Consider the following 24,492-nt stretch of genomic DNA (forward strand, 5'->3'; position numbering starts at 1 on the left):
TCAGGGCTGCCGCGCCCCACCCGGATCGACATGATGGCGACGGATGCGCCGCACCAGCCACCAGACCGCAAGCACCACCGGCACGACGGCGAGCGCGGTCGCCTGCTCGGGCTTGAATGGCAAGCCGATATCCGCCGCGCCCTTGGCCAGATAGCCGGCAAGCCCGACGACATAATAAGACACCGCCGCGACCGAGAGCCCCTCCACGGTCTGCTGCAGCCTGAGCTGCAGCTTGGCGCGCCGGTTCATCGAGCCGAGAAGGTCTCGGTTCTGGCGCTCCACCTCGACGTCGACCCAGGTCCTGAGCAACGTCGCCGCGCGCGCCAGCTTGCGCGACAGATTGGCCTGTCGCTCCTCGATCGAGCGGCAGGTGCGCATGGCCGGCGCCACCCGCCTTTGCAGAAAACCCGACCAGGTGTCGTAGCCGGGCACGGCCTCCTCACCGAGCGCGGCCAGCCGTTCCTCCACGATACCGTGATAGGCGCGGCTGGCGCCGAACCGATAGAGGCTTGCCGCCGCGTCGGCCTCCAGTTCGGCGGCAAGCTCGGTCAGTTCGCTCAAAAGCCCCTCGCTGTCGCGGCGCTCGCCCGAGCGCATCTCGCCGGTGAGTTGCGCCAGCCTGTCTTCGATGCGGCGAATGCGTGGTGAAAGCGATTGCGCCAGCGGCAGGCCAAGCATGGCCAGCGTTCGGTAGGTCTCGATGTCGACCAGCCGCTGCGCCAGCGCTCCCACCCGCGCCGAGGTCAGCCCGCCGTCGAGAAGCAGGATGCGGGTCAATCCGTCGCCATCCTGGCGGAAATCGGTGGCGACCGCCGCCTTGCCGCCCTCGACCAGGGAATAACACAGGCTTGCCGGGTCGAAGCTCTCGATCAGCCGCTCGGCGCCATCATCCCACGTGCGAATGTCGATCCGCACGCCCGAAATAACCGTTCCCGGTGCCGAAAATCCGTGTCCGAACGGCCCGGCCTCCCCTTGGTCGCCCGACCCACCCGGCGGGCCTTCCCAGAAATAGGTGGAAAATTCGGTATGCCGCTCCCAGCGCAGCGTGCCGCGGCCCCATTTCATCGCGTGGTGGCGCGCCTGGCGATCCGGCGGCGCCACGCCGAGCCCCCGCGACAACTCGGCGAGAACGGCGTGGTCGACGGTGCTGCCGCCTTCGGTCATGAAGGCGAGCTGGACGAGCCTGCGCGGCGTCTCGATCGGCGGATGCGGACGCGCATGGACCTCGCCGAGAGCGGCGGCCCGGCCATCGTAGGCCGGCAACCCCATCACACTGCCGGAAAGCACGGTGTCGGGTCGGATTCCGGTGTGTTCCTCGCTCATATGTATTTCCGCCTCCCCGACGGCTCCGCTACCTTAGTCTAACGAAACAGCCCGTCCATGCGGCATGGCGTCTTCGAAGCATGCCGTCACTCGCAAAGTGGATAAAAAAATTGACCACTGAGGCTGGTGTTTCTAAGACTGGGGCGATTGCCCTTCGCCGGAAGATGCCCTTGAACGAGGTCTACGCCCGCATCCAGCATGCCCGCACCGCCGACGAGGTCGTGGGCCGTATCGAGGATCTTATCCTCGAGGGTGTCCTGCGACCGGGTGATCGGTTGCCGGGCGAACGCGACCTGTCGAGCCGGCTCGACGTCTCGCGCCCGATCCTGCGCGACGCGCTCAAGCAACTCGAGACGCGCGGGCTGGTCGTCTCGCGCCATGGCGACGGCACCCGGATCGCTGATCTCATCGGCGAGGTGTTCACGCCGCCGGTGATGGAGCTGGTCGCCACGCACGGCAAGGCGATCGCCGACTATCTGGAATACCGACGCGAGATCGAGGGCGTCGCCGCCGGTTTCGCCGCTGCCCGCGCCACCGATGACGACCGCGCCCTGGTGTCGGACATTCTCGCGCGCATGCGCCAGGCGCACCGCCACGCCGATTTCGAGCGGGAAGCCGCTCTCGACGTCGAGTTCCACAACACCGTCGGCGAATGCGCCCACAACATCATTCTCCTGCACACGCTGCGCTCGTGCTACCGGCTTTTGGCCGACGGGGTCTTTTTTAACCGAGGGCTGATCTATGCGCTGCCCGACGCGCGCGATACGCTGCTTCAACAGCATGTCGCCATTGGCGAGGCGGTCCTGGCGGGCGATCCGCACAAGGCCGCGCGGGCCGCGCGCGACCATATCGATTTCGTGGAGAGGGCGATGAACGAAGCCGAACGCACCCAGAATTGGCAGAAAATCTCACGTCTGCGCTCGTTGCAGCGCGCGGCCGGGCGGAAGCCCGCGCAAGGAGGCGAGCGTTGAGCGGCACAGTCCAAGCACGGCCGACGGTCGGCCTGTTCGTCACCTGTCTGGTCGATCTCTTCAGGCCCCAGGTCGGCTTCGCCGCCGTCAAGCTCATCGAGGAAGCCGGCTGCGATGTCGATGTGCCGATGGCCCAGACCTGCTGCGGCCAGCCGGCCTATAATTCCGGCGACAACGCGGACGCGCGCGAGATCGCGCAAAACACCATTCGCGCCTTCGAGGGGTTCGACTACGTGGTGGCGCCGTCGGGTTCCTGCGCCGGCATGCTGAAAAAGCACTATCCGCGGCTCTTTGCCGACGACCCTGACTGGCGCGAGCGCGCCGAGGCGTTTTCGGCCCGAGTGCACGAGCTCGTCAGCTTCCTCACCGACACTATGGGCATGGCGGCGGTCGCCGCGAACCATCCCGCCACCGTCACCTATCACGATTCCTGCTCGGGCTTGCGCGAGCTCGGCATCGCCGCCCAGCCGCGCGCGCTACTTGCCTCGGTCGAGGGGCTGACACTGAAGGAAATGCAAGATCCCGACGTGTGCTGCGGCTTCGGCGGCACCTTCTGTGTCAAATATTCCGACATCTCGAACGCCATCGTGGAGAAGAAGACGCAAACCATCGAGGCGAGCGGGGCCGACCTGCTTCTGGCCGGCGACCTCGGTTGCCTGATGAACATGGCCGGCAAGCTGAAACGACAGGGCTCGGCGATCGAGGCGCGCCATGTCGCCGAAGTCCTCGCCGGCATGACAGACACCGCGCCGATCGGCGGCAAGGGTTAATCCATCCACGGGGCCGAACGCAATGGAAGTCACTTCACCGACATTCAAACAGAACGCGGTCAACGCGCTCCACGACGCCCAGCTTCAAAAGGCGCTCGGCAATGTGCGCGCCGGCTTCATCGACAAGCGCCGCAAGGCGGCCGACGCGCTGCCCGAATTCGACGCGCTGCGCGACGCCGCCCGAGACATCAAGGACCATACGCTCGCCCATCTCGACCTCTATCTGGAGGCTTATGAAAAAAAGGTGACGGAATCCGGCGGCCACGTGCACTGGGCCGAGACGGCGGAGGATGCGCGCCGCGTCGTGCTCGACATCTGCCGCATGCAAAACGCCCGCACCGTCACCAAGGGCAAGTCGATGATCACCGAGGAGATCGCCCTCAACGACTTCCTCCAGCTCGCCGGCATCAAGGCCGTGGAAACCGATCTCGGCGAATACATCATTCAGCTGCGCAACGAGCATCCGAGCCACATCATCGCGCCGGCCGTGCATGTGAACAAGGATCAGGTCGAGGCCGACTTCCGTCGCGCCCACGACTATCTGCCGGCAGACCGCGACCTGACCGAGCCCGAGACGCTGCTCGACGAGGCGCGACGCGTGCTGCGCGCGCAGTATTTCGAAGCCGAAATCGGCATAACCGGAGCCAATTTTCTCGTCGCCGAAACCGGCAGTTCGGTCATCGTCACCAACGAGGGCAATGGTGATCTGACCCAACTCCTGCCACGTGTGCACATCGTGGTCGCCTCGATCGAGAAGATCGTGCCGACGCTCAACGATGTCAGCCAGATCCTGCGGGTTCTGGCGCGCTCGGCGACCGGTCAGGACATGAGCGTCTACACCACATTGTCGACCGGGCCACGCCGCAAGGGCGATCCGGACGGGCCGGAACAGTACCATGTCATCCTGCTCGACAATGGCCGCACGTCGATGCTCGGCACCGAGTTCCAGGACATGCTGCGCTGCATACGTTGCGGCGCCTGCATGAACCATTGCCCGGTTTACCACGCCGTCGGCGGCCATGCCTATGGCTGGGTCTACCCCGGTCCGATGGGCGCCGTGCTCACCCCCTCCCTGATCGGCGTCGACCAGGGCGGACACCTGCCCAACGCCTCGACGTTCTGCGGTCGCTGCGAAAGCGTGTGCCCGATGCGCATCCCCCTGCCGAAGATGATGCGGCACTGGCGCGAACGCGAATTCGAGCGCGGCCTCAACCCGGCCACGCAGCGCTACGGCATGAAAATCTGGGCCGCCTTCGCCAAGCGTCCGCGGCTCTATAATTTCGCCACCTCGATGGCGATCCCGGTGCTTGCCTTGTTCGGCGGACGCAGGAAACGGTTTTCCGCCCTCCCCCTCGCCGGCGGTTGGACAAAGCATCGCGATCTGCCCGCACCCGAGCGCCGGACCTTTATGCAGCAATGGCGCGAACGCGAAAGTCGCAAGCAAGGGGCCTCGGCATGAGCGGGCGCGACGCGATCCTCGGCAAGCTGCGCCAGACGCTGGGCGCCGACACCAACGACGCCACGCGGCGCGAGGCGGTCGAAAGGCGGTTGGCGAAACCGCCCAGGGGCATCGTGCCCGAGCGCGGCCAGGGCAGCGATGCCCAAAAGGTCAAGCTGTTCTGTCAGATGGCCGAGGCGGTGTCGGCGAGCGTGACGCGCGTGCGCTCGCCCGAGCGCGTGCCGCGGGTTGTGTCGGACTATCTGCGCGCCAAAAACCTGCCCGCCTCGGTCCGGATGGGGACAGACCGTCGGCTGAAGGCGATGCCATGGGACAAGCTGAAAGCACTGGACGTGAAATCAGGGCCATCGGACGGTTTTGACGAGGTCGGTGTCAGCCACGCCTTCGCCGGCATCGCGGAAACCGGAACGGTCGCTCTCCTGTCGGGCAAGGACAATCCCTCGACCGTGAATTTCCTGCCCGAGCACCATATCGTGGTGGTCGACGTCAAGGATATCGCCGGCGACCTGGAAACGGTGCTCACCGGCCTGCGACGCAAATTCGGCAAGGGTCGCATGCCGCGCACCCTCAATCTCGTCACCGGCCCATCGCGGTCCGGCGACATCGAGCAGAAAATCATCTTAGGCGCTCACGGCCCGCGTGCCCTGCATCTGATCGTCGTCGGCTGAGGCAATTGTCGTGACCGGCGTGCATTTCCTCGACGCCGCCGCACCCGATGGCATGCGGCTCTACGCGATCGGCGACGTGCACGGTCGGCTCGACCTGCTGCGCGCCATGCACGGCCAGATCCGCGCCGAATTGGTGCGCGACGAACCGGCTGACTGGCGCATCATCCATCTCGGCGACTATGTCGACAGGGGACCGAACTCCAAAGGGGTGATCGCCTTTCTCGTCGACCGCGTCACGGAGGATCCGCGCGTCGTCGCGCTCGCCGGCAATCACGACGTGAATTTCCGCGCCTTTCTCGACGATGGTGACACGACCGGGCTGTTTTGCCGCTTTGGCGGTATCGACACGGCACGCTCCTACGGCGTGGAGGTCGATTTTTCGAACTCGGCCGCCGCCGACAAAAGCCGGGCCGCATTGGCGGCCGTGGTTCCTTCAGCCCACAAGACCTTCATCGAGGGCCTGCCGCGCTCGATCGTCTTCGGCGATTTTTTCTTCTGCCATGCCGGCATCCGGCCTGAAGTGCCGCTCGACGACCAGGACCCGCAGGACCTGATCTGGATCCGCGACCCGTTCCTGCATTATCCCGGCCTGCATGAAAAAGTGGTGGTGCACGGCCATACGCCCCATGACGAAGCCGAAATCATGGCGAACCGCGTCAATCTCGACACGCTTGCCTATGCCAGCGGCCGCCTGACGGCCTTTGTCGTGGAGGGGCGCGAAAAGCGGCTTCTGGAAGCCGGCGCGGATTAGGAGATCAGTTCCGGCCAGCGCCGACGCCGTAACCGTCGGTGACCAGATGGCCCGAATGCGCGTCGGCCGAATAAATGCCGATCCCCCAGATCGCGATTCCGGAGAGCATGAGAAAGGAAAGGAGCGCAGCTTTCACGGGCGTCATCGTCTCTGTTGTCTTTCTACGTAATGAAAATGATTGTGGTTACGATTCAGTTGCGGCAAACCAGAAAAATGTAACAAGCCCTTATCCGTACGCTCGCAATCTCGCCTTTCGGCGCCGCCGCCGCTGCGGGAGCCATGGCATAGTGTGCTAGCGCTTTCGGTGCTAGTCTTCTGTGAAGCGTTCCACATGCAGTGAAGGAGGCGTATCAAAAATGCCACGCTTCGCGCCTGTCCGCCTCGCCGCCTTGCTTACATTCTTGCTTGCGGCCGCCGGCCCTGCCCATACCGACGCGTTGTTGCCCGAACCCGAGCTTGGCGACAACGGCCTCCATGTCCAGGACTGGTTCCTGCAATCTTTCCTTGATATCGGCGACGACTTCGCCACCGCGCAGGACGCGGGCAAGGGTCTCGTGATCGTCTTCGAACAGTCTGGCTGCCCCTATTGCCGCGAAATGCACCGGGTCAATCTGCGCGATCCGGAAATCGTGCGGCATATAAGCGACAATTTCGACGTGCTGCAGCTCGACCTGCGCGGCAGCCGCGCCGTCACCGACACCGACGGCGAGGAGCTGCCGGAACGCGACCTAGCGCGTAAATGGGGCGTGGTTTTCACCCCGACGCTGATCTTCGTGCCCAGGGAAGCCGATCCGAACGGCAAGCCCGCCAAGCAGGCCGCGGCCGCCGTAATGCCCGGCTATTTCAAGCCGTTCCATTTCGCCTCTATGTTCGCCTATGTGGCGAGCGGCGCCTACAGGGATCATCATTTCCAGGACTTCATCACCGCCCGCGCCGACGCGCTGCGCAAGGACGGCAAGGAGGTCACGATTTGGGACTGAGCCCGGCGGAAACCGGCGCAGGGTCAGACCAGGGCCACCCAGGCGCGTGCCAGCGCAAATCCCGCCGCATCCGCTTCCGGCCCATGGCGCGCCGCCTCGCTCTCGAAGCGGGCCGGCCAGTCTGGCTGGCTTTCAGCGAGATGGTCCCGAAAATCTGCGTTCCAGCGCCGCACCAGCGCACGATCGGCCTCGAAATGAAACTGGATGCCGTAGCCGGCGCGACCGACCCGGAACGCCTGGTTTTCGGCTGCGCCGTTTCTGGCCAGTCTGAGCGCACCCGGCGGCAGGGTGAACGTGTCGTCGTGCCATTCGAAGATCGGGAACCGCGGCGGCACGACGCGCAGCACGGGATCGCTCTCGCCGTGCCGCGTCCGTTCCACCTGCCGCCAGCCGAACTCCGTCGCCGAACCGATCAGATTGCGCCCTCCCATCGCCCGGGCCAGCACTTGCGCGCCGAGACAGATGCCGAGCACGGCGCGATCGCCGATGACGAACTCCCGCATCAGTCGCGTAAGCCGCGGCAGATAGGGATGGTTTTCGTCATCGACAGCGCTCTGGGCGCCGCCCAGCACGACGAGCCCGTCATGCCCGCTTTCGCCATCGGGCAGCGGGTCGCCGGCGAATGTGCGACAGCAATCGACCTTTGCCCCGGCCTCGTCGAGGGCGCGCCCAACAAGTCCGAGGCCGGTTTGATCGAAATTCTGGACGACGAGAACGCGCATTTAGACCTCAGCGATCGCAGGCATTCGTCTAATGCAACAGCCGTCTCGGCCACGCAATGTTGCTTGGAAGACTGGAAAGGAACAGATGGACGTTGAATCGGTATGCTATCGTCGCGAACAAGATTTTTCCGCCGAAGATTTCCGCCGTGTCCTCGAGGAGTCCGGGCTGGGCGCGACGCGGCCGGTCGACGATCTGGACAGGCTGGCGCGGATGCTGGCCGGCGCCGACCTAATCGTCACCGCCCGGCTGGCCGACGGAACGCCAGTGGGCGTGGCGCGCTGTATCACGGATTTCTCCTGGTCAGCCTATCTTCCGGAACTCGCCATCAGCCGAGCCGCGCAAGGACTGGGAGTCGGCAAGAAGCTGATCGCGGAAACGCGGCGCCTGCTGGGCGATGAGGTGAGCCTGACGCTCGCGTCCATGCCCGACGTCGTTCGGTTCTACGAGAAGATCGGCATGGAAAGTATCGTCAACGCATTCTGGTTCCGGCGCGCGCGCTGATGCCGCTGCAAAACCGCGTCGATCCCTTCGGCGACATCCACGCCGTCGCTGCGCGCGGAATGTTCACAGGCAATCGCGGCGTCATCCATGAACCGACGACGAAGACACTGCTCAAGCGCCGTTGGACCACAAAAGCCTGGATCGTGTGCGCGTGCGATTTTCGTGGCCGCCGGCGCACGGTGATGGGCCGCAATGCGCCGTCCGGCAATGCCGGCTGGACCGAACTGTTTTTCCTCGACGAGGCGACCGCGTTTGCCGCCGGCCACCGGCCCTGCTTCTACTGCCGGCGCGAGGCGGCCACAACATTCGCCGCCTGCTTTGCCGCCGGCAACGGCCTGGATGGGGCACGGGCGCCGGCGATCGACGCCATTCTCCACCGCGAGCGCCTGACGCCGCTCCAACAGCGCGGACTTGTCCGGATCGATGCCGTTTCCGCTCTGCCCGACGGCGCCATGGTGGCTTTTGAAAGCCAGGCCTTGCTGGTTGTCGGCGGCGCATTGCGGCGCTGGACCTTCAGCGGATATGGCCCTGCGCCGGCTTTTTCGAGCCGTCCGGATACACGGCTGCGCCTGGTGACGCCGCCGGCCACGCTCGCCGCGCTCAAGGCCGGCTACAACCCGGTCCTCCACGAAACCGCCCGCGCATCGTCTTCGGCAGCACGCACCGCTTAACGGCCGCGAAACCATGCCGCGTAACGTCACGGTAGGGCGGACTGCGTAAGTCTGCTGCACCCGGGCAAACAGATACACACTTTACGGAGAACACGGTGGCGCTGGACAGTTTTACGCTTTTCGCCGCCAACGCCGTCGTGCTCGCCTTGATGGCTCTCGCTTTCCATTTCGCCGGGCGCCGCAATCCCGACCAGGCCTACTGGCGTTCCTGGTGCGCCGCAAATCTGCTCCTGGCGGCCGCGCTGGTGTTTTTCATGTTTCCCGCGCGGCTGCCCGAAACTCTGTCGATGATCGTGCCCAACGGGCTGCTGCTTGCCGGATTCGGCCTGCGCTGGCGTGCCGCGCGCGAGTTCAGCGGACGCGGCAGCACCGTGCACAGCATCTGGGCGCCAACCATTCTGTTCCTGGTGCTGTGCGCCATTCCGCCGGTCGCCGGTTCCTATGCGATCATCTACAGCGTCGTGAACATCCTTCTCGCCACACTCGCCGGAGCGGTCGCCTGGGAGTTCCGACGCGATCGCGACGACCAGCTGCCGTCGCGCTACGGGCTCATCGCCGCCTACGCGCTTTTGAGCCTGTCTTTCGCCGCACGGGTGGTTCAGGGTTTCTTCGTCGGCGATGCGTTCGACGCCTATCTTCCCTACGACGCCATGCTTACCGTTCATCTGGTAATCGCCTTGCTGCACACGCCGGCAAGCGGCGCCTTCGCGCTGTCGATCGCCTATGAGCGGACCACGGCGAAGCTGCGCCATGCGGCCGCGCATGACTCGCTGACGGAACTGCTCAATCGAGGTGCCTTCGAACGAATGGTCGCCGCCCGGATGAGCCGCGACAACGCCGCCGCCCAGGCTGTGTTGCTGCTCGACATCGACCGCTTCAAACGCATCAACGACCGTCACGGCCATGCCGCCGGCGACGCGATCCTGCGCGCCTGCGCCCGTATCGTCGAGGACGAGGCGGGTCGCAATACGCTGGTGGCCCGCATCGGCGGCGAGGAATTCGCGGTCCATATCCACAACGCCACCGCGCCCGAGGCGGAACGGACGGCCGAACGCATTCGCGCCGCCGTCCAGTCGGCCCGCATCACCGCCGGCGACAACACACTGGCGATGACCGTCAGCGTCGGCTGGTTCTGGAACGAGGGCGCCGGCCTCGATCTGGAGGACATGCTGCGCCGGGCCGACGTCGCGCTCTATCGCGCCAAGGAAACCGGCCGCAACCGCGTCGAGCGCCTCGCTGCGTAGCACCGACCCGCCAGCGCCCTGCGACACAGCCGGCGCGAACCACCCTTGACCGCCGCCGCCCGCACGCGCATTGCTCGCCGATGCGTGCCAATTACACGATGCAGCGACTGTTCGTCGACGCCGACCTGACGCCTGGGACGGTGGTCGAGGCGGCCCCGAACCAGGCCCATTACCTGCTCAATGTCCTGCGCATGCGGCAGGACTCGGAACTGCTGGTGTTCAACGGGCGCGACGGCGAATGGCGGGCCCGGCTCGCCGCGAGCGGAAAAAAATCCGCCAGCCTGACGCTGATCGAGCAAACGCGTCCGCAACCTGTCCTTCCCGATCTCCACTATTGTTTCGCGCCGCTGAAGAAGGGCCGGCTCGATTATCTGGTGCAAAAAGCGGTGGAAATGGGCGCCAGCGCGCTGACGCCCGTGATCACGCAGCACTGCCAGATGCACAAACCGGGCATCGAGCGGCTCAGGGCAAACGCGCTCGAAGCGGCCGAGCAATGCGGCATCCTCGCCGTTCCCCCCGTCCACGCCCCCGTCAAGTTCGACCGGCTTATTGCCGACTGGGACCCCGGCCGGCGATTGATCTTTTGCGATGAAAGTGCCGAGACCCACAATCCGCTGACCATGCTGCAAGCGCTCGAAACCGACCGGCTTGGCCTGATCGTGGGACCCGAAGGCGGTTTTTCCGACGCCGAGCGCCGCGCCCTGCACGCCCTGCCCTTCGTCACCGCGATCCCGCTCGGTCCGCGCATCCTGCGCGCCGACACCGCCGCCGTGGCGGCGCTCGCGGTCATTCAGGCGACGATCGGCGACTGGCGGTAGGCAAGGTTAGATTTCTTTCCAGTACGCTTGCCAACCGCCTGGCGCCTGTGCGACCAGAGCGCCCTCCCCTCGGCGGCGCGCATCGTGTCCATCGCTTCGTTTCAGCCTTACCGCAGACAGGAAGGACGCCGGCCATGGCACGCGCGCTCGGGCTCGATTTCGGCACGACCAACACCGTTCTCGCGATCACCGACCCGGCCGGCACCGCCACGCACTCGCTGCCTTTCCGATCCAGCGCCGGCACGACCGACGCCATGCGCACCGCGCTTGCCTTCATGAAGGAGGGGCGCAGCACGCAATCGTTGCGCGTCGAGGCCGGCGAAGCCGCGATCGGGCTGTTTGTCGAGCACCCGGGCGACTGCCGCTTTCTGCAGTCGATCAAGACATTCGCGGCCAGCACCGTCTTTCAGGCCACCACCATCTTCGCCAAGCGCCATTCCTTCGAGGATCTGATGGAGGCTTTCCTGCGCCGGCTGCAAGCCTATGCGGGCGACGCCTGGCCCACCGGCATTGAGCGGCTGATGGTCGGCCGGCCGGTGCGGTTTGCCGGCGCCAACCCGGACGAGCGCCTGGCGCTCGAGCGCTATCGGGCCGCACTCGCCCGGTTCGGTTTTCCCGAGATCCACTATATCTACGAGCCGGTCGCCGCCGCCTACTGGTTCGCCCAGCAACTGACGCGCGACGCCACCGTGCTGGTTGCCGATTTCGGCGGCGGCACGACCGACTATTCGCTGATCCGCTTCGAACATCATGCCGGCACCGTGCGCGCCGTGCCGCTCGGCCATGCCGGGGTCGGCGTTGCGGGCGACCATTTCGACTACCGGCTGATCGACAGGCTGGTCGCCCCGGAAATCGGCAAAGGCAGCCAGTTTCGCAGTTTCGGCAAGCTACTCGACCTGCCGGCCAGCTATTTCGCCAATTTCGGGCGCTGGAACCAGCTTTCGATCTTCAAGACCACGCGCGAGTTTACCGAGTTGAAGTCGCTGCTGCGCCACGCGACCGAACCGGAAAAGCTTCAGCTCTTCGTCGACCTGATCGATTATGACGAAGGCTATCCACTCTACCAGGCGATCGCGGCAACCAAGATGGCGCTGTCGGAGGCGACGGAGGCGGAGTTCCACTTCGCGCCGCTGGGCGCGGCCGGCCGCAAGACCGTCAGACGCGCCGACTTCGAGACCTGGATCGCCGGCGATCTTGCGCGCATGGAGGCAGCGCTCGACGAGGTATTGACCTGCACCGACACGCAGGCCGGCGCGGTCGACAAGGTCTTTCTCACCGGCGGCAGTTCCTTTGTCCCGGCCGTGCGCGGCATCTTTTCGCGCCGCTTCGACGCCTCGCGCATCGAAAGCGGCGGCGAATTGCTGTCGATCGCCCACGGCTTGGCGCTGATCGGCGAAAGCAACGACATCGGGCAGTGGACGCGCTGAGCGCCCCGGCGATCAAGCGCCTTTGAACCATCGGTCAGGTTTTTTTGCTTGATTGCGCCTGCCGCCTCGGCCATCACTCGCCCGCCGGCGCGAATTCGGCCACATCCTTGCCTGGGAAGCTTTCATGGCGCGTGACACGACCGATTTTCGCCCGATCGAAACCGTCGACGAGCTCGTCGATTACCTCGCCCAGGGCAACAAGCCCCGCGCCGACTGGCGCATCGGCACCGAGCACGAGAAATTCCCCTTCTACGCCGACGGCAACAGCCCGGTGCCTTATGGCGGCGAGAACGGCATCAAGGCGCTTCTGGAAGGCATGCAGCGCGTGCTCGGCTGGGAACCGATCATCGACGCCGGCAATATTATCGGCCTGGTGGAGCCGACCGGCAGCGGCGCGATCTCGCTCGAGCCCGGCGGCCAGTTCGAGCTCTCCGGCGCGCCACTGGAAACGCTGCACCAGACCTGCCGCGAAGGAAACGCCCATCTGGCGCAGTTGCGCCAGATCGCCGAGCCGCTCGGCATCCGCTTCCTCGGCCTCGGCGGCAGCCCGAAATGGACGCTGGCCGAAACGCCGAAAATGCCGAAATCGCGCTATGACATCATGACGGCCTATATGCCCAAGGTCGGCAGCCAGGGCCTCGACATGATGTACCGGACCTGCACCATCCAGGTGAATCTCGATTTTTCCAGCGAAACCGACATGCGCCGCAAGATGCAGGTGTCGCTGAAGCTGCAGCCGCTTTCGACCGCGCTTTTCGCCAACTCGCCCTTCACCGATGGCAGGCCGAACGGGCTCAAATCCTGGCGCGGCGAGATCTGGCGCGACACCGACAACCGGCGCTCCGGCCTGCTGCCATTCTGCTTTTCGCCCGATTTCGGCTTTGCCGACTATGTCGAATGGGCGCTCGACGTACCGATGTATTTCGTCATCCGCGACGACCGCTACCACGACTGCACCCACGTCACCTTCCGCCAGTTCATGGACGGCGCGCTCAGGAATTCTGTTCCCGACGGCGTACCCACCATGGGCGATTGGGCCAACCATTTGTCGACCCTTTTTCCCGACGTGCGACTGAAGCGCTTTCTGGAGATGCGCGGCGCCGACGGCGGCCCGTGGCGGCGCATCTGCGCGCTGCCGGCCTTCTGGGTCGGCCTGCTCTACGACGAAGCGGCGCTGGACGCGGCCGAAGCGCTCACCGCGAACTGGTCGTTCGAGGAGGTCGGCGCGATGCGCGACGCCGTCCCACGCGAGGGGATCGACGCCGTCTTCCGCGGCCACGGTCTGCGCGAGATGGCGCGCGAGGTGCTTTCGATCGCCCAAATGGGATTGAAGAACCGCAACTTACGCAACCAGGACGGTTATGACGAAACCAGTTTCCTGTCGCCGCTCGACGAGGTGGTGGCACGCGGCACCACCTCGGCCGACGAGATGATCGGCGCCTTCCACACCCGTTGGGGCGGCTCGATCGAACCGGTCTTCCTCGAATACGCTTACTGAGCGTCCGGCGGGCTGCATCGCCAATTCGCCGCCGCATCGCCGATGCCGTTTGCGCAGCACCGGTATTGGGATAGGCTTCACGGTGGTAAGAACGCTCCCGGAGACCACCATGCTGCCGCTCTACGACATGATCGCGAACGCCCAGAACGGGCAGGCCGTGGACCTGCTGGCCAGACAGTTCAACCTGAGCCAGCAGCAGACGCAGCTTGCGCTCGAGGCGCTGCTGCCGGCCTTCAGCCAGGGCCTGAAGCGCAACGCCGCTGATCCTTACGGCGTCGGCGCCTTTCTGTCCGCGCTCTCCACCGGCCGCCACGCGCAATATTTCGACGATGCCGCCAACGCCTTCTCCTCACAAGGGGTCGCCGAAGGAAACGGGATTCTCGGCCATTTGTTCGGCTCCAAGGAGCTCTCGCGCGCAGTGGCCGCCCAGGCCGCCCAGGCGACCGGCCTCGGCCAGGACATTCTCCGGCAAATGCTTCCCGTAATCGCCGCCATGGTGATGGGCGGCCTGTTCAAACAATCTACCGGTCAGTTGGACGGCGGCGCCCGCGCCCAGTCGGTGCAGCCCAATTTCGGCGCCGCCGGTTTCGGCGGATCCGGCAATCCGCTCGGCGAGATCATCGCCGAAATGATGCGTCAGGGCGCCGGCCCCGCCTCCCGGCCGCAGCCGCAGTCGCAGGCAGCGCCCTCGCCTTTCGACAATCCGTTCGGAAAGATCCTGCAGGACATGTTCGGCGGCGCCATGCAGCAACAGCCCCAACACCGACCGCAAGCGCGCGAGGACGGACAGGATCAGCAGGCAGACAATCCTCTCGGGCGCATCTTCGAGGAGATGATGCGCGGCGCACAGCCGCGCAAGACCGCCGCGCCCGAGCCGGAACCGGCCGCGCAGCGCCCGCGCGCCAGCCCGGGCGGCCGGCCGCGCACGCCCTATGACGATCTTTTCGGCGACATGTTCGAAACCGGCCGCCAGACCCGTGACGAATATCAAAAAAACGTCGAATCGGTGTTCGATCAGTTCCTGCGCGGCATGGACCGTCATCGCTGAGGCCCGCAGCCGAACAGGCGGCGGGCACGATGCGATATGCGCACCGGCGGCAAAAAGCCCGGCCTCCGCGGGGTGGGAGGCCGGGCAGTGAGCAGGCGAGAGCCGGGGGGAAAGCCGGCGGGAGTGTCTGGCCTGCGGGAAACGGTTCGAGCCGGTCAGTGGACCAGCCGCACGCCTTCTTCGATCTGGCGGCGGCGCGCCTGCGCCATGGTGCCGAGAACCGAGGTCGGGTCGACGCCGCCTGGCGCGTGATAGGCCACGTGAAGATCGCCGCGCACCAAACCGATATCGGCAAGCTGGGCATCCGTCATCTCGCCGAGACGGTAGATTTCGCGTCGGTTTCTCCAGGCGCGGAACCACAATGCCACGTGATCGGCGAACCGCAGAAGCGTAGCGGCCACGACGCGCGGCCGGGTGGTGGCGGGGGCAAGGGACATCGTCTCGTCGTCGATCCTGGTCATGGCGGTCTCCTTCGCGCTGTGCGGGCGCAACCGCTCGCGCGGTGACCATTCACCGCCGCTTGGAGAGCGTTGCACCCTTCAACGGGACGCCGGATTTCTCGCACGCAACGATTGATCAGTCGAACGAATGTTTCTAATCTTTAGGATCAAAACCACTGATGGGTAATGCCATGGCCTCCCCACTCGACCTGGACCAGCTCCAGACCTTCATCGCCATTGCCGACAGCGGCAGCTTTACCCGCGCCGCCGAGGAGGTCCACCGTACCCAGTCGGCGGTATCGATGCAGATGCGGCGCCTCGAGGAACGCATCGGCAGGCCGCTATTCGAAAAGAACGGCCGCGTGAACCGGCTTTCGGAGGACGGCGAAAAGCTGCTTGCCTATGCACGGCGCATGCTGCGCCTCAATCGCGAGACGATCGCCGCCTTCGACGAGCGCAGCCTGGAAGGGCATGTGCGCATCGGCACGCCCGACGACTACGCCGACCGCTTCCTGCCCGAGATCATGGCCCGCTTCGCCCGCTCCAACCCACGGGTGGAACTGTCGGTCATCTGCGAACCGACGGTCAATCTGGTCGAGCAGGTCAGGCGCGGCCTGCTCGATATCGCCCTGGTGACGCATGACGACGAAAAGGGCGCGGGCCAGGTCGTGCGGCGCGAGCCGCTATTGTGGGTCGCCTCGTCGAACCATTGCGTGCACGAAGAAGACATCCTGCCGCTGGCGGTCGGGCGGCCGTCCTGTCTGTGGCGCCGCGCCGCCATCGACGTGCTCGACCGCATGGAGCGCGACTATCGCATCCTGTTCACGAGCTGGTCCGCGACCGTCATCATCGCCTCCGTGCTGAGCGGACTGGCGGTGTCGGTGCTGCCCGAATGCGCGCTGCGGCCCGGCATGCGGATTCTGGGCGAAAACGACGGGTTCGGAGTACTACCCGACTGCCGCATCGGCCTCATTCGCGGCCAGACGACACAGCCGGCGATCGTCGAGGCGCTGGCCCGCCACGTCTCCGAAAGCCTCGACAACATTTCCTTGCCGGCCGCCGGAGACGAGGCAGGCTTCGATTTCGCCACGCCGGCGCCGGGCCGCGCGCGCCACCAGCGGCCGGGCGTGCTCCCGGTCTGGTGACGCGGAAGCCTATTTTTCCTGGTCGACCAGGCCGCGCACGAACCAGCGCTGCAACAGCACCACCACCAGCACCGGAGGCGCCATGGCGAGCAACGTGGTGGCCATGGTGAGGTTCCAGCGCGTGTCGGCATTGTCGGTCGGCAGGGTGCGGGCGACCCCGATCACCACCGTGGTCATGTCGGCCTGCGTCGTCACCAGCAGCGGCCACAAATACTGGTTCCAGCCATAGATGAACAGGATGACGAACAGCGCCGCGATCGACGTGACCGACATCGGCAGCAGGATGTCGAAGAAGAACCGCATCGGGCTGGCCCCGTCGACCTTCGCCGCCTCGCATAGCCCGTCGGGCACGACGAGGAAAAACTGGCGGAACAGGAAGGTGGCGGTCGCCGAGGCGATCAGCGGCAGGATCAGGCCCGAATAGGTGTCGAGCATGGAAAAGTTGAGCCCGATATCGATGCCCGCCAGCGAGACGATCGACGTCAGCGGCCGGGCGACATTGGCCACCACCTCGAAGGTCGGCACGATCCGCACCTCCACCGGCAGCATCAGCGTGATGAAGATCGCCCAGAACGCCACCATGCGGAAACGGAAGCGGAAATAGGTGATGGCGAAGGCCGAAAGCAGCGAAATCACCAGCTTGCCGGCGGTGATGCCGAGCGCCATCACCGTCGAGTTCAGCAATTGGCGCTGCAGGTCGTCCTTGGTCCAGGCCGCGCGCAGATTCTCCCACAGATAGGCGCCCGGCGGCGTCATGAGGTCGAGGCTTTGCGCGGTGTCGGGCTGCGACGCGATGACGAAAGCGTAGTAGACCGGCAGGAAGATCGCCACCAGACCGACCGCGAGGATCAGCCAGCAGGCGGCGTCGAAACGGGGCGTATGTTCGATCATGATCCCATCAGGCGTAGTTGACGCGACGTTCGACGTAGCGGAATTGCAGGAATGTCAGCACGATCACGATCGCCATCAGCACGATCGACTGCGCGGCCGACGAGCCGTAATCCTGCGCCTGGAACCCGTCCTTGTAGACCTTGTAGACCAGGATGCGGGTGGCGCCGCCGGGGCCGCCCTCGGTGACGGCGTCGACGATGCCGAACGTGTCGAAGAATGCATAGATGACGTTCATGACCAGCAGGAAGAAGCTGGTCGCGCTCAACAGCGGCAGCACGATATCGCGCAGCCGCCGCAACGGTCCGGCGCCGTCGATCGCGGCTGCCTCGATCAGGCTGCGCGGGATCATCTGCAGGCCCGCGAAGAAGAAGACGAAATTGTAGGAAACCTGTTTCCAGGCTGCCGCGGCGACGATCAGGACCATGGCGTCGGTGCCGTCGAGCAGCGGATCCCAGTCGATGCCCAGCCCCCTGAGCGCCAGGGCGAGCACGCCGAAGGCCGGGTGAAACAGGAAAAGCCACAGCATGCCGGCGATCGCCGGCGCCACCGCATACGGCCAGATGACCAGCGAGCGCAGCACCATCGAGCCGTGCAACACGCGGTCGGCGGCCACCGCAAGCGCCAGTGCCAGACCCATCGCCGTTGCCGTGGTGGCGAGTGAAAAGACCAGCGTGACGCGGATGGAATCCCAGTATTCCGGCGATGTCATAAGATCGCGGAAATTGTCGAACCCGACGAATATCATCGTGTTGAAGAACGGATCGGACAGGAAAAACGCCTGCACGATCCCCTCGCCCGCCGGCCAGAAGAAAAACACGGCCAGCACTGCGAGCTGCGGCGCCAGCAAGAGCCAAGGTAGAACACGCCCTTTGAAGACGACTTTCTTGTCACGACCCGACATGATTGCTTCCGAGCATAATGAAAGGAGGAACCGCCGCCGGGCCTGGAGCGGCGCGGCGGCGGCGTGAGGACGGCAAGGCCGCTGTGGTTAATCGACGGTCTTGGCGAACCGGCTCAGCAGCGGATTGCCGCGGCGCACCATGTCGTCGGCGGCCTCCTGGGCGCTCTTTTTCATCGACCAGACGTTTTCGAGTTCCTCGTTGATGATCTCGTCGACCTGGACCATGTAGCCAAGGCGAATGCCGCGCGTATTGTCGCTCGGCGCGCGCATCAGCTGCTTGATGGCGAGTTCCTGATGCGGAAACTCGTCATAATAGCCCTTCTCCTTGGCCAGTTCGTAGGCGTCGACGGTGATCGGCACGTAACCGGAATTCTGGTGCCAATCGTACTGCATCTCGGGACTGGCGAGGAAATTGAAGAAGGCGGCCGCGCCGTCATAGACGGGCTTGTCGAGCCCCTTCATCAAGAACAGGCCGGCGCCGCCGATCAAGGAGTTGCGCGGCGTCTCGTTGTCGGCCTCGACCGGCAACAGCGTGGCGGAGAAGTCGAACTTGGCGTTCTGCGAGATGCCGCCAAACCCGGCCGAGCTTTCCAGCATCACCGCGCAGCGCTGATTGTAGAAAGCCTGATGCGCGCCGGTCCACTGGCGACCCTGATATTCATAGAGCCCGTCCTTGATCCAGCCCTGGATACGGTCCAGGTGATCGACGAAACGGGTCTTGTTGAAGGTGAGTTCGGCGTCGGGACCCTGCATGCCGTTGGCCTTGCTGGCGAACGGCTGGTCCTCGACGAACGTGTAGTTCTTCAGGACCACCCATTCCTGCCACGACGAGGTCACCGGGCACGCGTAGCCGGCGTCCTTGAGCTTGCGCGCGGCCGCCTCCAGATCGTCCCAGCTCGCCGGCACCTCGGCGATGCCGGCCTTCTCGAACGCGTCGGCATTGTACCACATCAGCGGCGTGGAGGTGTTGAAGGGCATCGCCATCTGCTTGCCCTCGAACTGGTACATCGCCATCACCGGTTCGATGAAGCGCTCCCATTCGATCGTGTAGCCGGCGTCGGCCATCACCTGGTCGACCGGCACCACCGCATCGGAGAAGATCAGCGTCGGCACGGCCGGGCCGTGGACCTGGGCGATGGCCGGCTGCTTGCCCGCGCGCACCGCAGCGATCGTGGCGTTGATGGTGTCGTCATAGGTGCCCTTATAGGTCAGCACGATCTCGTAATCGTCCTGGCTGGCGTTGAACGCCTCGGCATAGCCGGCCAGCACCTTGCCGAGTTTGATGTCGGGCGAAAAGGCGTGCCAGAAATGCACCTGGGTGGTTGCAAGCGCCGTGGTCGACGACAGCGCGAGCATCGCGCCGGCGACGAAAAGGCCGATAGATCCGTTTTTCATGATTGGTTTGCTCCTGTTGCGGGGGACGAAGGCGCGCGTCGCGCGCTCTTGTCGAAAAAGGCGCCTTGCGGGGAAGGCTTGATAAGGATTAGTAAATTGCGATGACCGTTTTATGAAATTCGTTTATGACAAGCAGGTAACGCCGCGATGAATTTCACCCAGTTGCGCGCCTTCCGCGCCGTCGCCCAGACCGGCAGTTTTTCCCAGGCCGCCCAGCACCTGGGCGTCAGCCAGCCGGCCGTCACGGTGCAGATTAAGGGGCTTGAGGAAGCGCTCGGCGCGCTGTTGTTCCTGCGCGGCGGCACGCGTGTGGAACTGACGGCGGAAGGCCGTCACCTGCTCGGCTTGGTGCCTCGTGTCCTGCACCTGCTCGAAGAGATGCAGCACAGCGTGGCCGCCACGCGCGCGCTGATGCGCGGCCAATTGCGGGTCGGCGTTTCGACGCCGGCGACGATCCTCGGCCTGCTTGCGCTCTATTCCAGCCGCTACCCGGGCATCGACCTCGTCCTGCAGGATGGCAACACCAACGAATTGATGGACGATCTCGACGGCAACCGGGTCGACGTCATCGTCACCTCGCAGCTTGCCTGCCGCAAACAGCTTTTCAACCTGCCGCTGGGCCGCCAGGACATCGTTCTCGTCGCCCGCTCCGATCATCCTCTTGCCCGACGGGAGGCGGTCGAGCCGCAATTGCTCGAAGAATGGCCGGTGCTGGTGCGCGAGGAGGGTTCCGTCACCCGCGCCGTCTTCATGAACGCCATGCGCAAGGCCGGTATCAAACCGCGCATTGCCGCCAGTCTCGGCAGTCGCGAAATGGTCAAGGAAGCCGCCGCGGCCGGCCTCGGTCTCGGCGTGGTCTTCGACGGCGAGGTCGGCCGGGACGCCCGGCTGTCGACGCTGCGCCTGAAGGTCGACGCCGATCTCGGGACCGAGGTCTATCTGAGCTGCCGTCCAGAACTCGCCGAACTGGGATCGGTCGGCGCGCTCGTCCGCCTTGCCCGCGACGAGATCGCCGGCAAGACGTGAGCTAGTCCCCGCGCGCGAACAATTTGTGCGCCATCACGCCGACACCCGCCTCGACCGCCTCGCAGGCGTCCAGCACCATATCCTCGCGGAACCGCCGCCCGACAATCTGCACACCGATGGGCAGGCCGTCATGGAAACCGGCGGCGATATTGCCGGCCGGAAGGCCCATGAAATTCATCGCGAAGGAATAATGCGCCTTGCCGAGCACCTCCATCGCGCCGTCGACGCCTTCGGCGTCGCGGTTCCAGCCGAACACCGGCCCGGTCAGGAACGGGGTCAGCACCAGCGGATAGTCTTGCATAAAAACCAGCCATTCGCGCGTGAAGTGAGCCCGCTTGGCCATTGCCGCCAGCAGTTCCGTGCCCTCGAACGGCGCAAACAGCGAGAAATAGTCTTCAAAGATGCGCTTGATCGTGTCGCTGCCATATTTGTCGATATCCGACCCCATCAGCGCGTGCACCTCGCCCATCAGCGCCCGGTAGCCGATTTCGCCGCATTCGCGTACCAGCGGCGGGTCGATCTCCACGATCTCGTAACCCGCGTCGGCCAGGCAGTCGGCCGCCTTCATGATCGCCTCCTCGACGGCGGGATGCAGATCGAACTCGAACGTGTCGCGCGTAACCGCTACGCGCAGCGGCCCCTGCTCGACCGGCCCCTCGAACGGCATCGGCACCATCCACGGATCGTGCGGATCGTAGGCGATCAGCGCCTTCAGCCCGGCACGCACATCGCGCACTTCGCGCGCGATCACGCCCTGAACGGACATGATCTGCGCCAGAAGTCCGCGCTCGGCCTTGGCCGACGGATTGTAGGCCGGCACCCGGCCGAGACCAGGCTTGACCGTGGTCGCGCCGGTGGCCGCGCTCGGAAACCGCAGCGATCCGCCGATATCGTTGCCGTGGGCGAGCGCGCCCATGCCCGACATCACCGCCGCCGAGGCGCCGCCGGACGAACCGCCCGGCGAGGCCCAGTCCGCCCAGGGGTTGAACGTGCGCCCGTGCAACTCGTTGTCGGTGGTGGCGCGGAAGGAGAATTCGGGCGTGTTGGTGCGCCCGATCACGATCGCGCCCGCCTTTTTCAGGTTTTTGACCACCGGCGCGTCGTCCGGGGCGATGATATCCTTGAAGGCCGCGACCCCGTTCGGCGTCGCACGGCCCTTCTGGTCGACATTTTCCTTGATCGTCACCGGTACGCCGTGCAGCGGTCCGACCGGCGCGCCCGTCGCCGCCATCCGCGCGTCAAGCTGTCGCGCCTCGTCGATCGCCGCGTCGCCGAGATCGTCGACCACGGCGTTGATGGCGCCGTTGCGCGCGCGCATGCGCTCGACATTGGCGGTGACGGCCTCCTCGGCCGAAACCCGCTTGGCCGCGATCTCCTCGGCCAGTTCGCAGGCGCTCAACTGCCACAGGGCGCGTTCGCTCATGCCAGACCCCTTTTCCTTGTTTCGTTCGGCCGCGCGCCGGCACGACCCGTCCCCAACCGGTAGCGCGCGGTTGTCGGTCCGGCAAGCCGCGCCCGCAAGGACCAGCAAAAAGCCCGCGATGCGGCCAGCGGGAGCGGTCGCTCGACACGGCGTCGCCCGCGCGGGCTTGACTTGGCGGCGGCCGATCCCGCGAATGGGGTCATGAACGATTCCCCGACCAATGCGGCCGAATTCACCGTTTCGGAGATTTCCGTGGCGCTGAAGCGCACCGTGGAAGACGCGTTCGGCCATGTGCGCGTGCGAGGCGAGATATCCGGCTATCGCGGCCCGCATTCGTCCGGCCACGCCTATTTCGCCTTGAAGGACGAGCGCGCCCGCATCGAGGCCGTGGTCTGGCGCGGCACGTTCTCGCGCCTCAAGATCAAACCCGAGGAAGGCATGGAGGTGATCGCCCAGGGCAAGCTCACCACCTATCCCGGCTCGTCCAAATACCAGATCGTCATCGACAGCCTCGAGCCGGCCGGCGCCGGCGCGCTGATGGCGCTGCTGGAGGAGCGCAAGCGCAAACTCAACGCCGAGGGCCTGTTCGACGAAGCTCGCAAGAAACCCCTGCCCTATCTGCCGCGCGTCATCGGGGTCGTCACCTCGCCGACCGGCGCCGTTATCCGCGACATCCTGCATCGCATTTCCGACCGCTATCCGCTGCATCTGGTCGTCTGGCCAGTGCGCGTGCAGGGCGAAACGACGGGCGCCGAGGTGGCGAACGCGGTTTCCGGCTTCAACGCGCTCGACGCGCAGGCCGGCCGGCCCGACATCATCATCGTGGCGCGCGGTGGCGGCAGCCTGGAAGACCTATGGGGCTTCAACGACGAGGCGGTGGTGCGCGCGGTCGCCGCCTCGCAGATCCCGGTGATCTCGGCCGTCGGCCACGAGACCGACTGGACCCTGATCGACCTCGCTGCCGACAGGCGCGCCCCCACGCCGACCGGGGCGGCCGAGATGGCGGTGCCGGTCAAGGCCGAGTTGGAGGCCACGCTCGCCAGCCTGGCCGCGCGGCATGCCGGCGCGATCTCGCGCGCGGGCGAACGCAAGCGCCAGGCGCTCAGGGCCGCCGCCCGCGCCCTGCCGTCGGCCGACCAGCTTCTCGCCCTGCCGCGGCGGCGCTTCGACGAGGCGGCGGCCAGGCTGGCGCGCGGCCTCCAGGTTAATGTCGACAGCAAGCGGCTGCGCCTGCGCGGGCTGCGTCTGACGACGGCCGCGCTCGAAAGACGCCTCGGCGAAGCGCGCCGTGCTGTGACGCAGACCGCCGCGCGCATGCCCGGCGCCCATGGCGTGTTGTTGCGCGAACGCCGCACGCGGCTGGCAACCGCCTTCGCGCGGCTCGGTTTCGATCCGCTGCTGCGGCGCGTGGGAACCGCCCGCGAGAAACTGACCGGACTCGCGCGCCGCCGCGACCGGGCGGTGGCGCAAACCATCGAGCACCGCAAAAGCGGCCTCGCCCACACCGAACGGCTGCTGTTGAGCATGTCCTACAAATCGGTGCTCGACCGCGGCTTCGCACTGGTCAGCGATGCAAACGGCAATCCGGTCAAACGCGCCGCCGGGCTCGCGCCCGGCGATCAGGTGGCGGTGCGTTTCGCCGACGCGGCCACTGACGCCGTGATCGTCGGCAGCGAGCGACCGACAACCAGCAAGCCGCGCCCGCCGCGCGAAAAACCGGGGCCAGCCGGCCAGGGTTCGCTGTTCGAGTAGAGCCTGCAACCCTGCCGGCGGGTTCCGGCACATGGGCTTTTCCACGACAGCGACGCGCGACTTTTCCAGGGCGCGCGCCGGGTTGCGCCCTGCGCATCCCTCCCATGCAGAAACGAACCTTCCGATTGTGCGGCGCACACCTATTTACCGCGTATCAGATTTAAGACGCAGAAAGGTCAACCGCCGTGAGCCTGATCCACAATTATCGCAACTGGCGCCGTTACCGGCATGCGGTGAGCGAGCTCAACCGCCTCAGCGACCGCGAACTGCACGATATCGGCCTCAACCGCGCCGAGATCCCGGTGGTCGCGCGCAGAACCCTTTAGATCCGAAATTCCGGCGGGCTTCCTCCTCCCTGCCCGCCGGTAGCGGGCGGCGCGATCCTCCTCCCATACCGCGCCGTCCGACGTTAGAAGGCCCGCCGTCCCTCCCCGGCGGGCCTTTTCTTTGTCTGAACGCCAAGTCCCGCGAGTATCGGTCGCGCGCGCCAAATCATACGCCGCAGCGCCACAAGAGCGATACGCAGGCAAGCAGTCGGGATTTTGTGAACGACCCGAGACATAGGTAACAGGTCATTCCGGACACATAGGTTACACAACTGGCCCTTTGCGGAGGATCGCGAGGTGCCATGGAAGGAGTGTAGCCAGATGGATGAACGGCTGAAGTT

At 65.6% G+C, this 24,492-nt stretch carries 25 protein-coding genes; 17 read left to right on the plus strand and 8 right to left on the minus strand.

Features of this window, described 5'->3' with window-relative positions; genetic code table 11:
- Entirely contained in the window at positions 1-1,323 is a 1,323-nt protein-coding gene (locus GN330_RS20330) for a DUF3422 family protein (RefSeq protein ID WP_156714939.1), read from the minus strand.
- Between the two features lie 164 nt (positions 1,324-1,487).
- Here GN330_RS20330 and GN330_RS20335 point away from each other — a divergent pair, with 164 nt between their 5' ends.
- From GN330_RS20335 to GN330_RS20355, 5 genes are read left to right on the plus strand one after another with little or no spacing between them, the layout of a single operon-like run.
- The gene (locus GN330_RS20335; protein ID WP_425487188.1) at positions 1,488-2,294 is read left to right on the plus strand and encodes a FadR/GntR family transcriptional regulator; all 807 of its coding nucleotides are present in this window, start codon (positions 1,488-1,490) and stop codon (positions 2,292-2,294) included.
- Complete coding sequence (locus GN330_RS20340; RefSeq protein ID WP_156714943.1) at positions 2,291-3,064, plus strand: (Fe-S)-binding protein; 774 nt, start codon at positions 2,291-2,293, stop codon at positions 3,062-3,064. Before GN330_RS20335 ends, GN330_RS20340 begins: the two co-directional genes overlap by 4 nt.
- Positions 3,065-3,086: 22 nt before the next feature.
- Positions 3,087-4,523 (plus strand): LutB/LldF family L-lactate oxidation iron-sulfur protein, encoded by a 1,437-nt coding sequence (locus GN330_RS20345; RefSeq protein ID WP_156714945.1) that lies wholly within the window; start codon positions 3,087-3,089, stop codon positions 4,521-4,523.
- Positions 4,520-5,191, plus strand: coding sequence for a LutC/YkgG family protein (locus GN330_RS20350; RefSeq protein WP_156714947.1), 672 nt, complete (start codon positions 4,520-4,522; stop codon positions 5,189-5,191). Before GN330_RS20345 ends, GN330_RS20350 begins: the two co-directional genes overlap by 4 nt.
- 4 nt (positions 5,192-5,195) lie before the next feature.
- A complete protein-coding gene (locus GN330_RS20355) occupies positions 5,196-5,942 on the plus strand; it encodes a metallophosphoesterase (RefSeq protein ID WP_343040989.1) in 747 nt (248 codons plus the stop codon).
- A 4-nt stretch (positions 5,943-5,946) separates the two neighbouring features.
- Here GN330_RS20355 and GN330_RS24040 read toward each other — a convergent pair whose 3' ends face one another.
- Complete coding sequence (locus GN330_RS24040) at positions 5,947-6,078, minus strand: hypothetical protein (RefSeq protein ID WP_275069011.1); 132 nt, start codon at positions 6,076-6,078, stop codon at positions 5,947-5,949.
- Positions 6,079-6,298: 220 nt separating this feature from the next.
- Between GN330_RS24040 and GN330_RS20360 the strand changes: the two genes are divergently transcribed.
- Entirely contained in the window at positions 6,299-6,922 is a 624-nt protein-coding gene (locus GN330_RS20360) for a thioredoxin family protein (protein WP_156714950.1), read from the plus strand.
- Positions 6,923-6,945: 23 nt separating this feature from the next.
- Here the strand turns inward: GN330_RS20360 and GN330_RS20365 are convergent, their stop codons facing one another.
- Entirely contained in the window at positions 6,946-7,644 is a 699-nt protein-coding gene (locus GN330_RS20365) for a type 1 glutamine amidotransferase (protein ID WP_156714952.1), read from the minus strand.
- A gap of 85 nt (positions 7,645-7,729) precedes the next feature.
- Here GN330_RS20365 and GN330_RS20370 point away from each other — a divergent pair, with 85 nt between their 5' ends.
- The 7 genes from GN330_RS20370 (at position 7,730) to GN330_RS20400 (ending at position 14,852) form a co-directional block, all read left to right on the plus strand.
- Positions 7,730-8,146: a GNAT family N-acetyltransferase gene (locus GN330_RS20370; RefSeq protein ID WP_156714954.1), complete on the plus strand. Its 417-nt coding sequence runs from the start codon at positions 7,730-7,732 to the stop codon at positions 8,144-8,146.
- The gene (locus GN330_RS20375; RefSeq protein ID WP_156714956.1) at positions 8,146-8,817 is read left to right on the plus strand and encodes a hypothetical protein; all 672 of its coding nucleotides are present in this window, start codon (positions 8,146-8,148) and stop codon (positions 8,815-8,817) included. Before GN330_RS20370 ends, GN330_RS20375 begins: the two co-directional genes overlap by 1 nt.
- 95 nt (positions 8,818-8,912) lie before the next feature.
- On the plus strand, positions 8,913-10,061 hold the full coding sequence (locus GN330_RS20380; protein ID WP_156714958.1) for a diguanylate cyclase: 1,149 nt from the start codon (positions 8,913-8,915) through the stop codon (positions 10,059-10,061).
- Positions 10,062-10,141: 80 nt separating this feature from the next.
- The gene (locus tag GN330_RS20385; RefSeq protein WP_156714960.1) at positions 10,142-10,879 is read left to right on the plus strand and encodes a 16S rRNA (uracil(1498)-N(3))-methyltransferase; all 738 of its coding nucleotides are present in this window, start codon (positions 10,142-10,144) and stop codon (positions 10,877-10,879) included.
- 134 nt (positions 10,880-11,013) lie between these two features.
- Complete coding sequence (locus tag GN330_RS20390) at positions 11,014-12,306, plus strand: Hsp70 family protein (protein WP_156714962.1); 1,293 nt, start codon at positions 11,014-11,016, stop codon at positions 12,304-12,306.
- Positions 12,307-12,430: 124 nt separating this feature from the next.
- Positions 12,431-13,804, plus strand: a complete 1,374-nt coding sequence (locus tag GN330_RS20395; RefSeq protein WP_156714964.1) for a glutamate--cysteine ligase — start codon at positions 12,431-12,433, stop codon at positions 13,802-13,804.
- Between the two features lie 109 nt (positions 13,805-13,913).
- The gene (locus GN330_RS20400; protein ID WP_156715028.1) at positions 13,914-14,852 is read left to right on the plus strand and encodes a DUF937 domain-containing protein; all 939 of its coding nucleotides are present in this window, start codon (positions 13,914-13,916) and stop codon (positions 14,850-14,852) included.
- A gap of 155 nt (positions 14,853-15,007) precedes the next feature.
- On the opposite strand, the gene GN330_RS20405 is transcribed toward GN330_RS20400, so the two are convergent.
- Positions 15,008-15,313, minus strand: coding sequence for a DUF1127 domain-containing protein (locus GN330_RS20405; RefSeq protein WP_156714967.1), 306 nt, complete (start codon positions 15,311-15,313; stop codon positions 15,008-15,010).
- A gap of 170 nt (positions 15,314-15,483) precedes the next feature.
- Between GN330_RS20405 and GN330_RS20410 the strand changes: the two genes are divergently transcribed.
- Positions 15,484-16,437: a LysR substrate-binding domain-containing protein gene (locus GN330_RS20410; protein ID WP_156715030.1), complete on the plus strand. Its 954-nt coding sequence runs from the start codon at positions 15,484-15,486 to the stop codon at positions 16,435-16,437.
- 9 nt (positions 16,438-16,446) lie between these two features.
- On the opposite strand, the gene ugpE is transcribed toward GN330_RS20410, so the two are convergent.
- From ugpE to ugpB, 3 genes are all read right to left on the minus strand, one after another.
- The gene (gene ugpE, locus GN330_RS20415) at positions 16,447-17,328 is read right to left on the minus strand and encodes a sn-glycerol-3-phosphate ABC transporter permease UgpE (protein ID WP_156714969.1); all 882 of its coding nucleotides are present in this window, start codon (positions 17,326-17,328) and stop codon (positions 16,447-16,449) included.
- A gap of 7 nt (positions 17,329-17,335) precedes the next feature.
- Positions 17,336-18,229, minus strand: a complete 894-nt coding sequence (gene ugpA / locus GN330_RS20420) for a sn-glycerol-3-phosphate ABC transporter permease UgpA (protein WP_156714971.1) — start codon at positions 18,227-18,229, stop codon at positions 17,336-17,338.
- Between the two features lie 87 nt (positions 18,230-18,316).
- Positions 18,317-19,624: a sn-glycerol-3-phosphate ABC transporter substrate-binding protein UgpB gene (ugpB, locus tag GN330_RS20425; protein ID WP_156714973.1), complete on the minus strand. Its 1,308-nt coding sequence runs from the start codon at positions 19,622-19,624 to the stop codon at positions 18,317-18,319.
- Positions 19,625-19,771: 147 nt separating this feature from the next.
- On the opposite strand from ugpB, the gene GN330_RS20430 reads away from it, so the two are divergent.
- On the plus strand, positions 19,772-20,650 hold the full coding sequence (locus GN330_RS20430; RefSeq protein WP_156714975.1) for a LysR family transcriptional regulator: 879 nt from the start codon (positions 19,772-19,774) through the stop codon (positions 20,648-20,650).
- A 1-nt stretch (position 20,651) separates the two neighbouring features.
- On the opposite strand, the gene GN330_RS20435 is transcribed toward GN330_RS20430, so the two are convergent.
- The gene (locus GN330_RS20435) at positions 20,652-22,073 is read right to left on the minus strand and encodes an amidase family protein (protein WP_156714977.1); all 1,422 of its coding nucleotides are present in this window, start codon (positions 22,071-22,073) and stop codon (positions 20,652-20,654) included.
- A 201-nt stretch (positions 22,074-22,274) separates the two neighbouring features.
- Between GN330_RS20435 and xseA the strand changes: the two genes are divergently transcribed.
- Together xseA and GN330_RS20445 are read left to right on the plus strand one after the other, a co-directional pair.
- The gene (gene xseA / locus GN330_RS20440; protein WP_156714979.1) at positions 22,275-23,825 is read left to right on the plus strand and encodes an exodeoxyribonuclease VII large subunit; all 1,551 of its coding nucleotides are present in this window, start codon (positions 22,275-22,277) and stop codon (positions 23,823-23,825) included.
- Between the two features lie 185 nt (positions 23,826-24,010).
- Complete coding sequence (locus tag GN330_RS20445; protein WP_343040987.1) at positions 24,011-24,151, plus strand: DUF1127 domain-containing protein; 141 nt, start codon at positions 24,011-24,013, stop codon at positions 24,149-24,151.
- Positions 24,152-24,492 lie beyond the last annotated feature (341 nt).

Origin of the sequence: Nitratireductor arenosus, assembly GCF_009742725.1 — a bacterium.
Taxonomy (GTDB): Bacteria; Pseudomonadota; Alphaproteobacteria; order Rhizobiales; family Rhizobiaceae; genus Mangrovimarina; species Mangrovimarina arenosa.

Excerpts from the sequence above, each read along its gene's own strand:
- GN330_RS20330 (WP_156714939.1), bottom strand. The coding sequence starts at position 1,323 with ATGAGCGAGGAACACACCGGAATCCGACCCGACACCGTGCTTTCCGGC.
- GN330_RS20335 (WP_425487188.1), top strand. The coding sequence starts at position 1,488 with ATGCCCTTGAACGAGGTCTACGCCCGCATCCAGCATGCCCGCACCGCC.
- GN330_RS20345 (WP_156714945.1), top strand. The coding sequence starts at position 3,087 with ATGGAAGTCACTTCACCGACATTCAAACAGAACGCGGTCAACGCGCTC.
- GN330_RS20350 (WP_156714947.1), top strand. The coding sequence starts at position 4,520 with ATGAGCGGGCGCGACGCGATCCTCGGCAAGCTGCGCCAGACGCTGGGC.
- GN330_RS20360 (WP_156714950.1), top strand. The coding sequence starts at position 6,299 with ATGCCACGCTTCGCGCCTGTCCGCCTCGCCGCCTTGCTTACATTCTTG.
- GN330_RS20365 (WP_156714952.1), bottom strand. The coding sequence starts at position 7,644 with ATGCGCGTTCTCGTCGTCCAGAATTTCGATCAAACCGGCCTCGGACTT.
- GN330_RS20370 (WP_156714954.1), top strand. The coding sequence starts at position 7,730 with ATGGACGTTGAATCGGTATGCTATCGTCGCGAACAAGATTTTTCCGCC.
- GN330_RS20375 (WP_156714956.1), top strand. The coding sequence starts at position 8,146 with ATGCCGCTGCAAAACCGCGTCGATCCCTTCGGCGACATCCACGCCGTC.
- GN330_RS20385 (WP_156714960.1), top strand. The coding sequence starts at position 10,142 with ATGCGTGCCAATTACACGATGCAGCGACTGTTCGTCGACGCCGACCTG.
- GN330_RS20390 (WP_156714962.1), top strand. The coding sequence starts at position 11,014 with ATGGCACGCGCGCTCGGGCTCGATTTCGGCACGACCAACACCGTTCTC.
- GN330_RS20395 (WP_156714964.1), top strand. The coding sequence starts at position 12,431 with ATGGCGCGTGACACGACCGATTTTCGCCCGATCGAAACCGTCGACGAG.
- GN330_RS20400 (WP_156715028.1), top strand. The coding sequence starts at position 13,914 with ATGCTGCCGCTCTACGACATGATCGCGAACGCCCAGAACGGGCAGGCC.
- GN330_RS20405 (WP_156714967.1), bottom strand. The coding sequence starts at position 15,313 with ATGACCAGGATCGACGACGAGACGATGTCCCTTGCCCCCGCCACCACC.
- GN330_RS20410 (WP_156715030.1), top strand. The coding sequence starts at position 15,484 with ATGGCCTCCCCACTCGACCTGGACCAGCTCCAGACCTTCATCGCCATT.
- ugpE (WP_156714969.1), bottom strand. The coding sequence starts at position 17,328 with ATGATCGAACATACGCCCCGTTTCGACGCCGCCTGCTGGCTGATCCTC.
- ugpA (WP_156714971.1), bottom strand. The coding sequence starts at position 18,229 with ATGTCGGGTCGTGACAAGAAAGTCGTCTTCAAAGGGCGTGTTCTACCT.
- ugpB (WP_156714973.1), bottom strand. The coding sequence starts at position 19,624 with ATGAAAAACGGATCTATCGGCCTTTTCGTCGCCGGCGCGATGCTCGCG.
- GN330_RS20430 (WP_156714975.1), top strand. The coding sequence starts at position 19,772 with ATGAATTTCACCCAGTTGCGCGCCTTCCGCGCCGTCGCCCAGACCGGC.
- GN330_RS20435 (WP_156714977.1), bottom strand. The coding sequence starts at position 22,073 with ATGAGCGAACGCGCCCTGTGGCAGTTGAGCGCCTGCGAACTGGCCGAG.
- xseA (WP_156714979.1), top strand. The coding sequence starts at position 22,275 with ATGAACGATTCCCCGACCAATGCGGCCGAATTCACCGTTTCGGAGATT.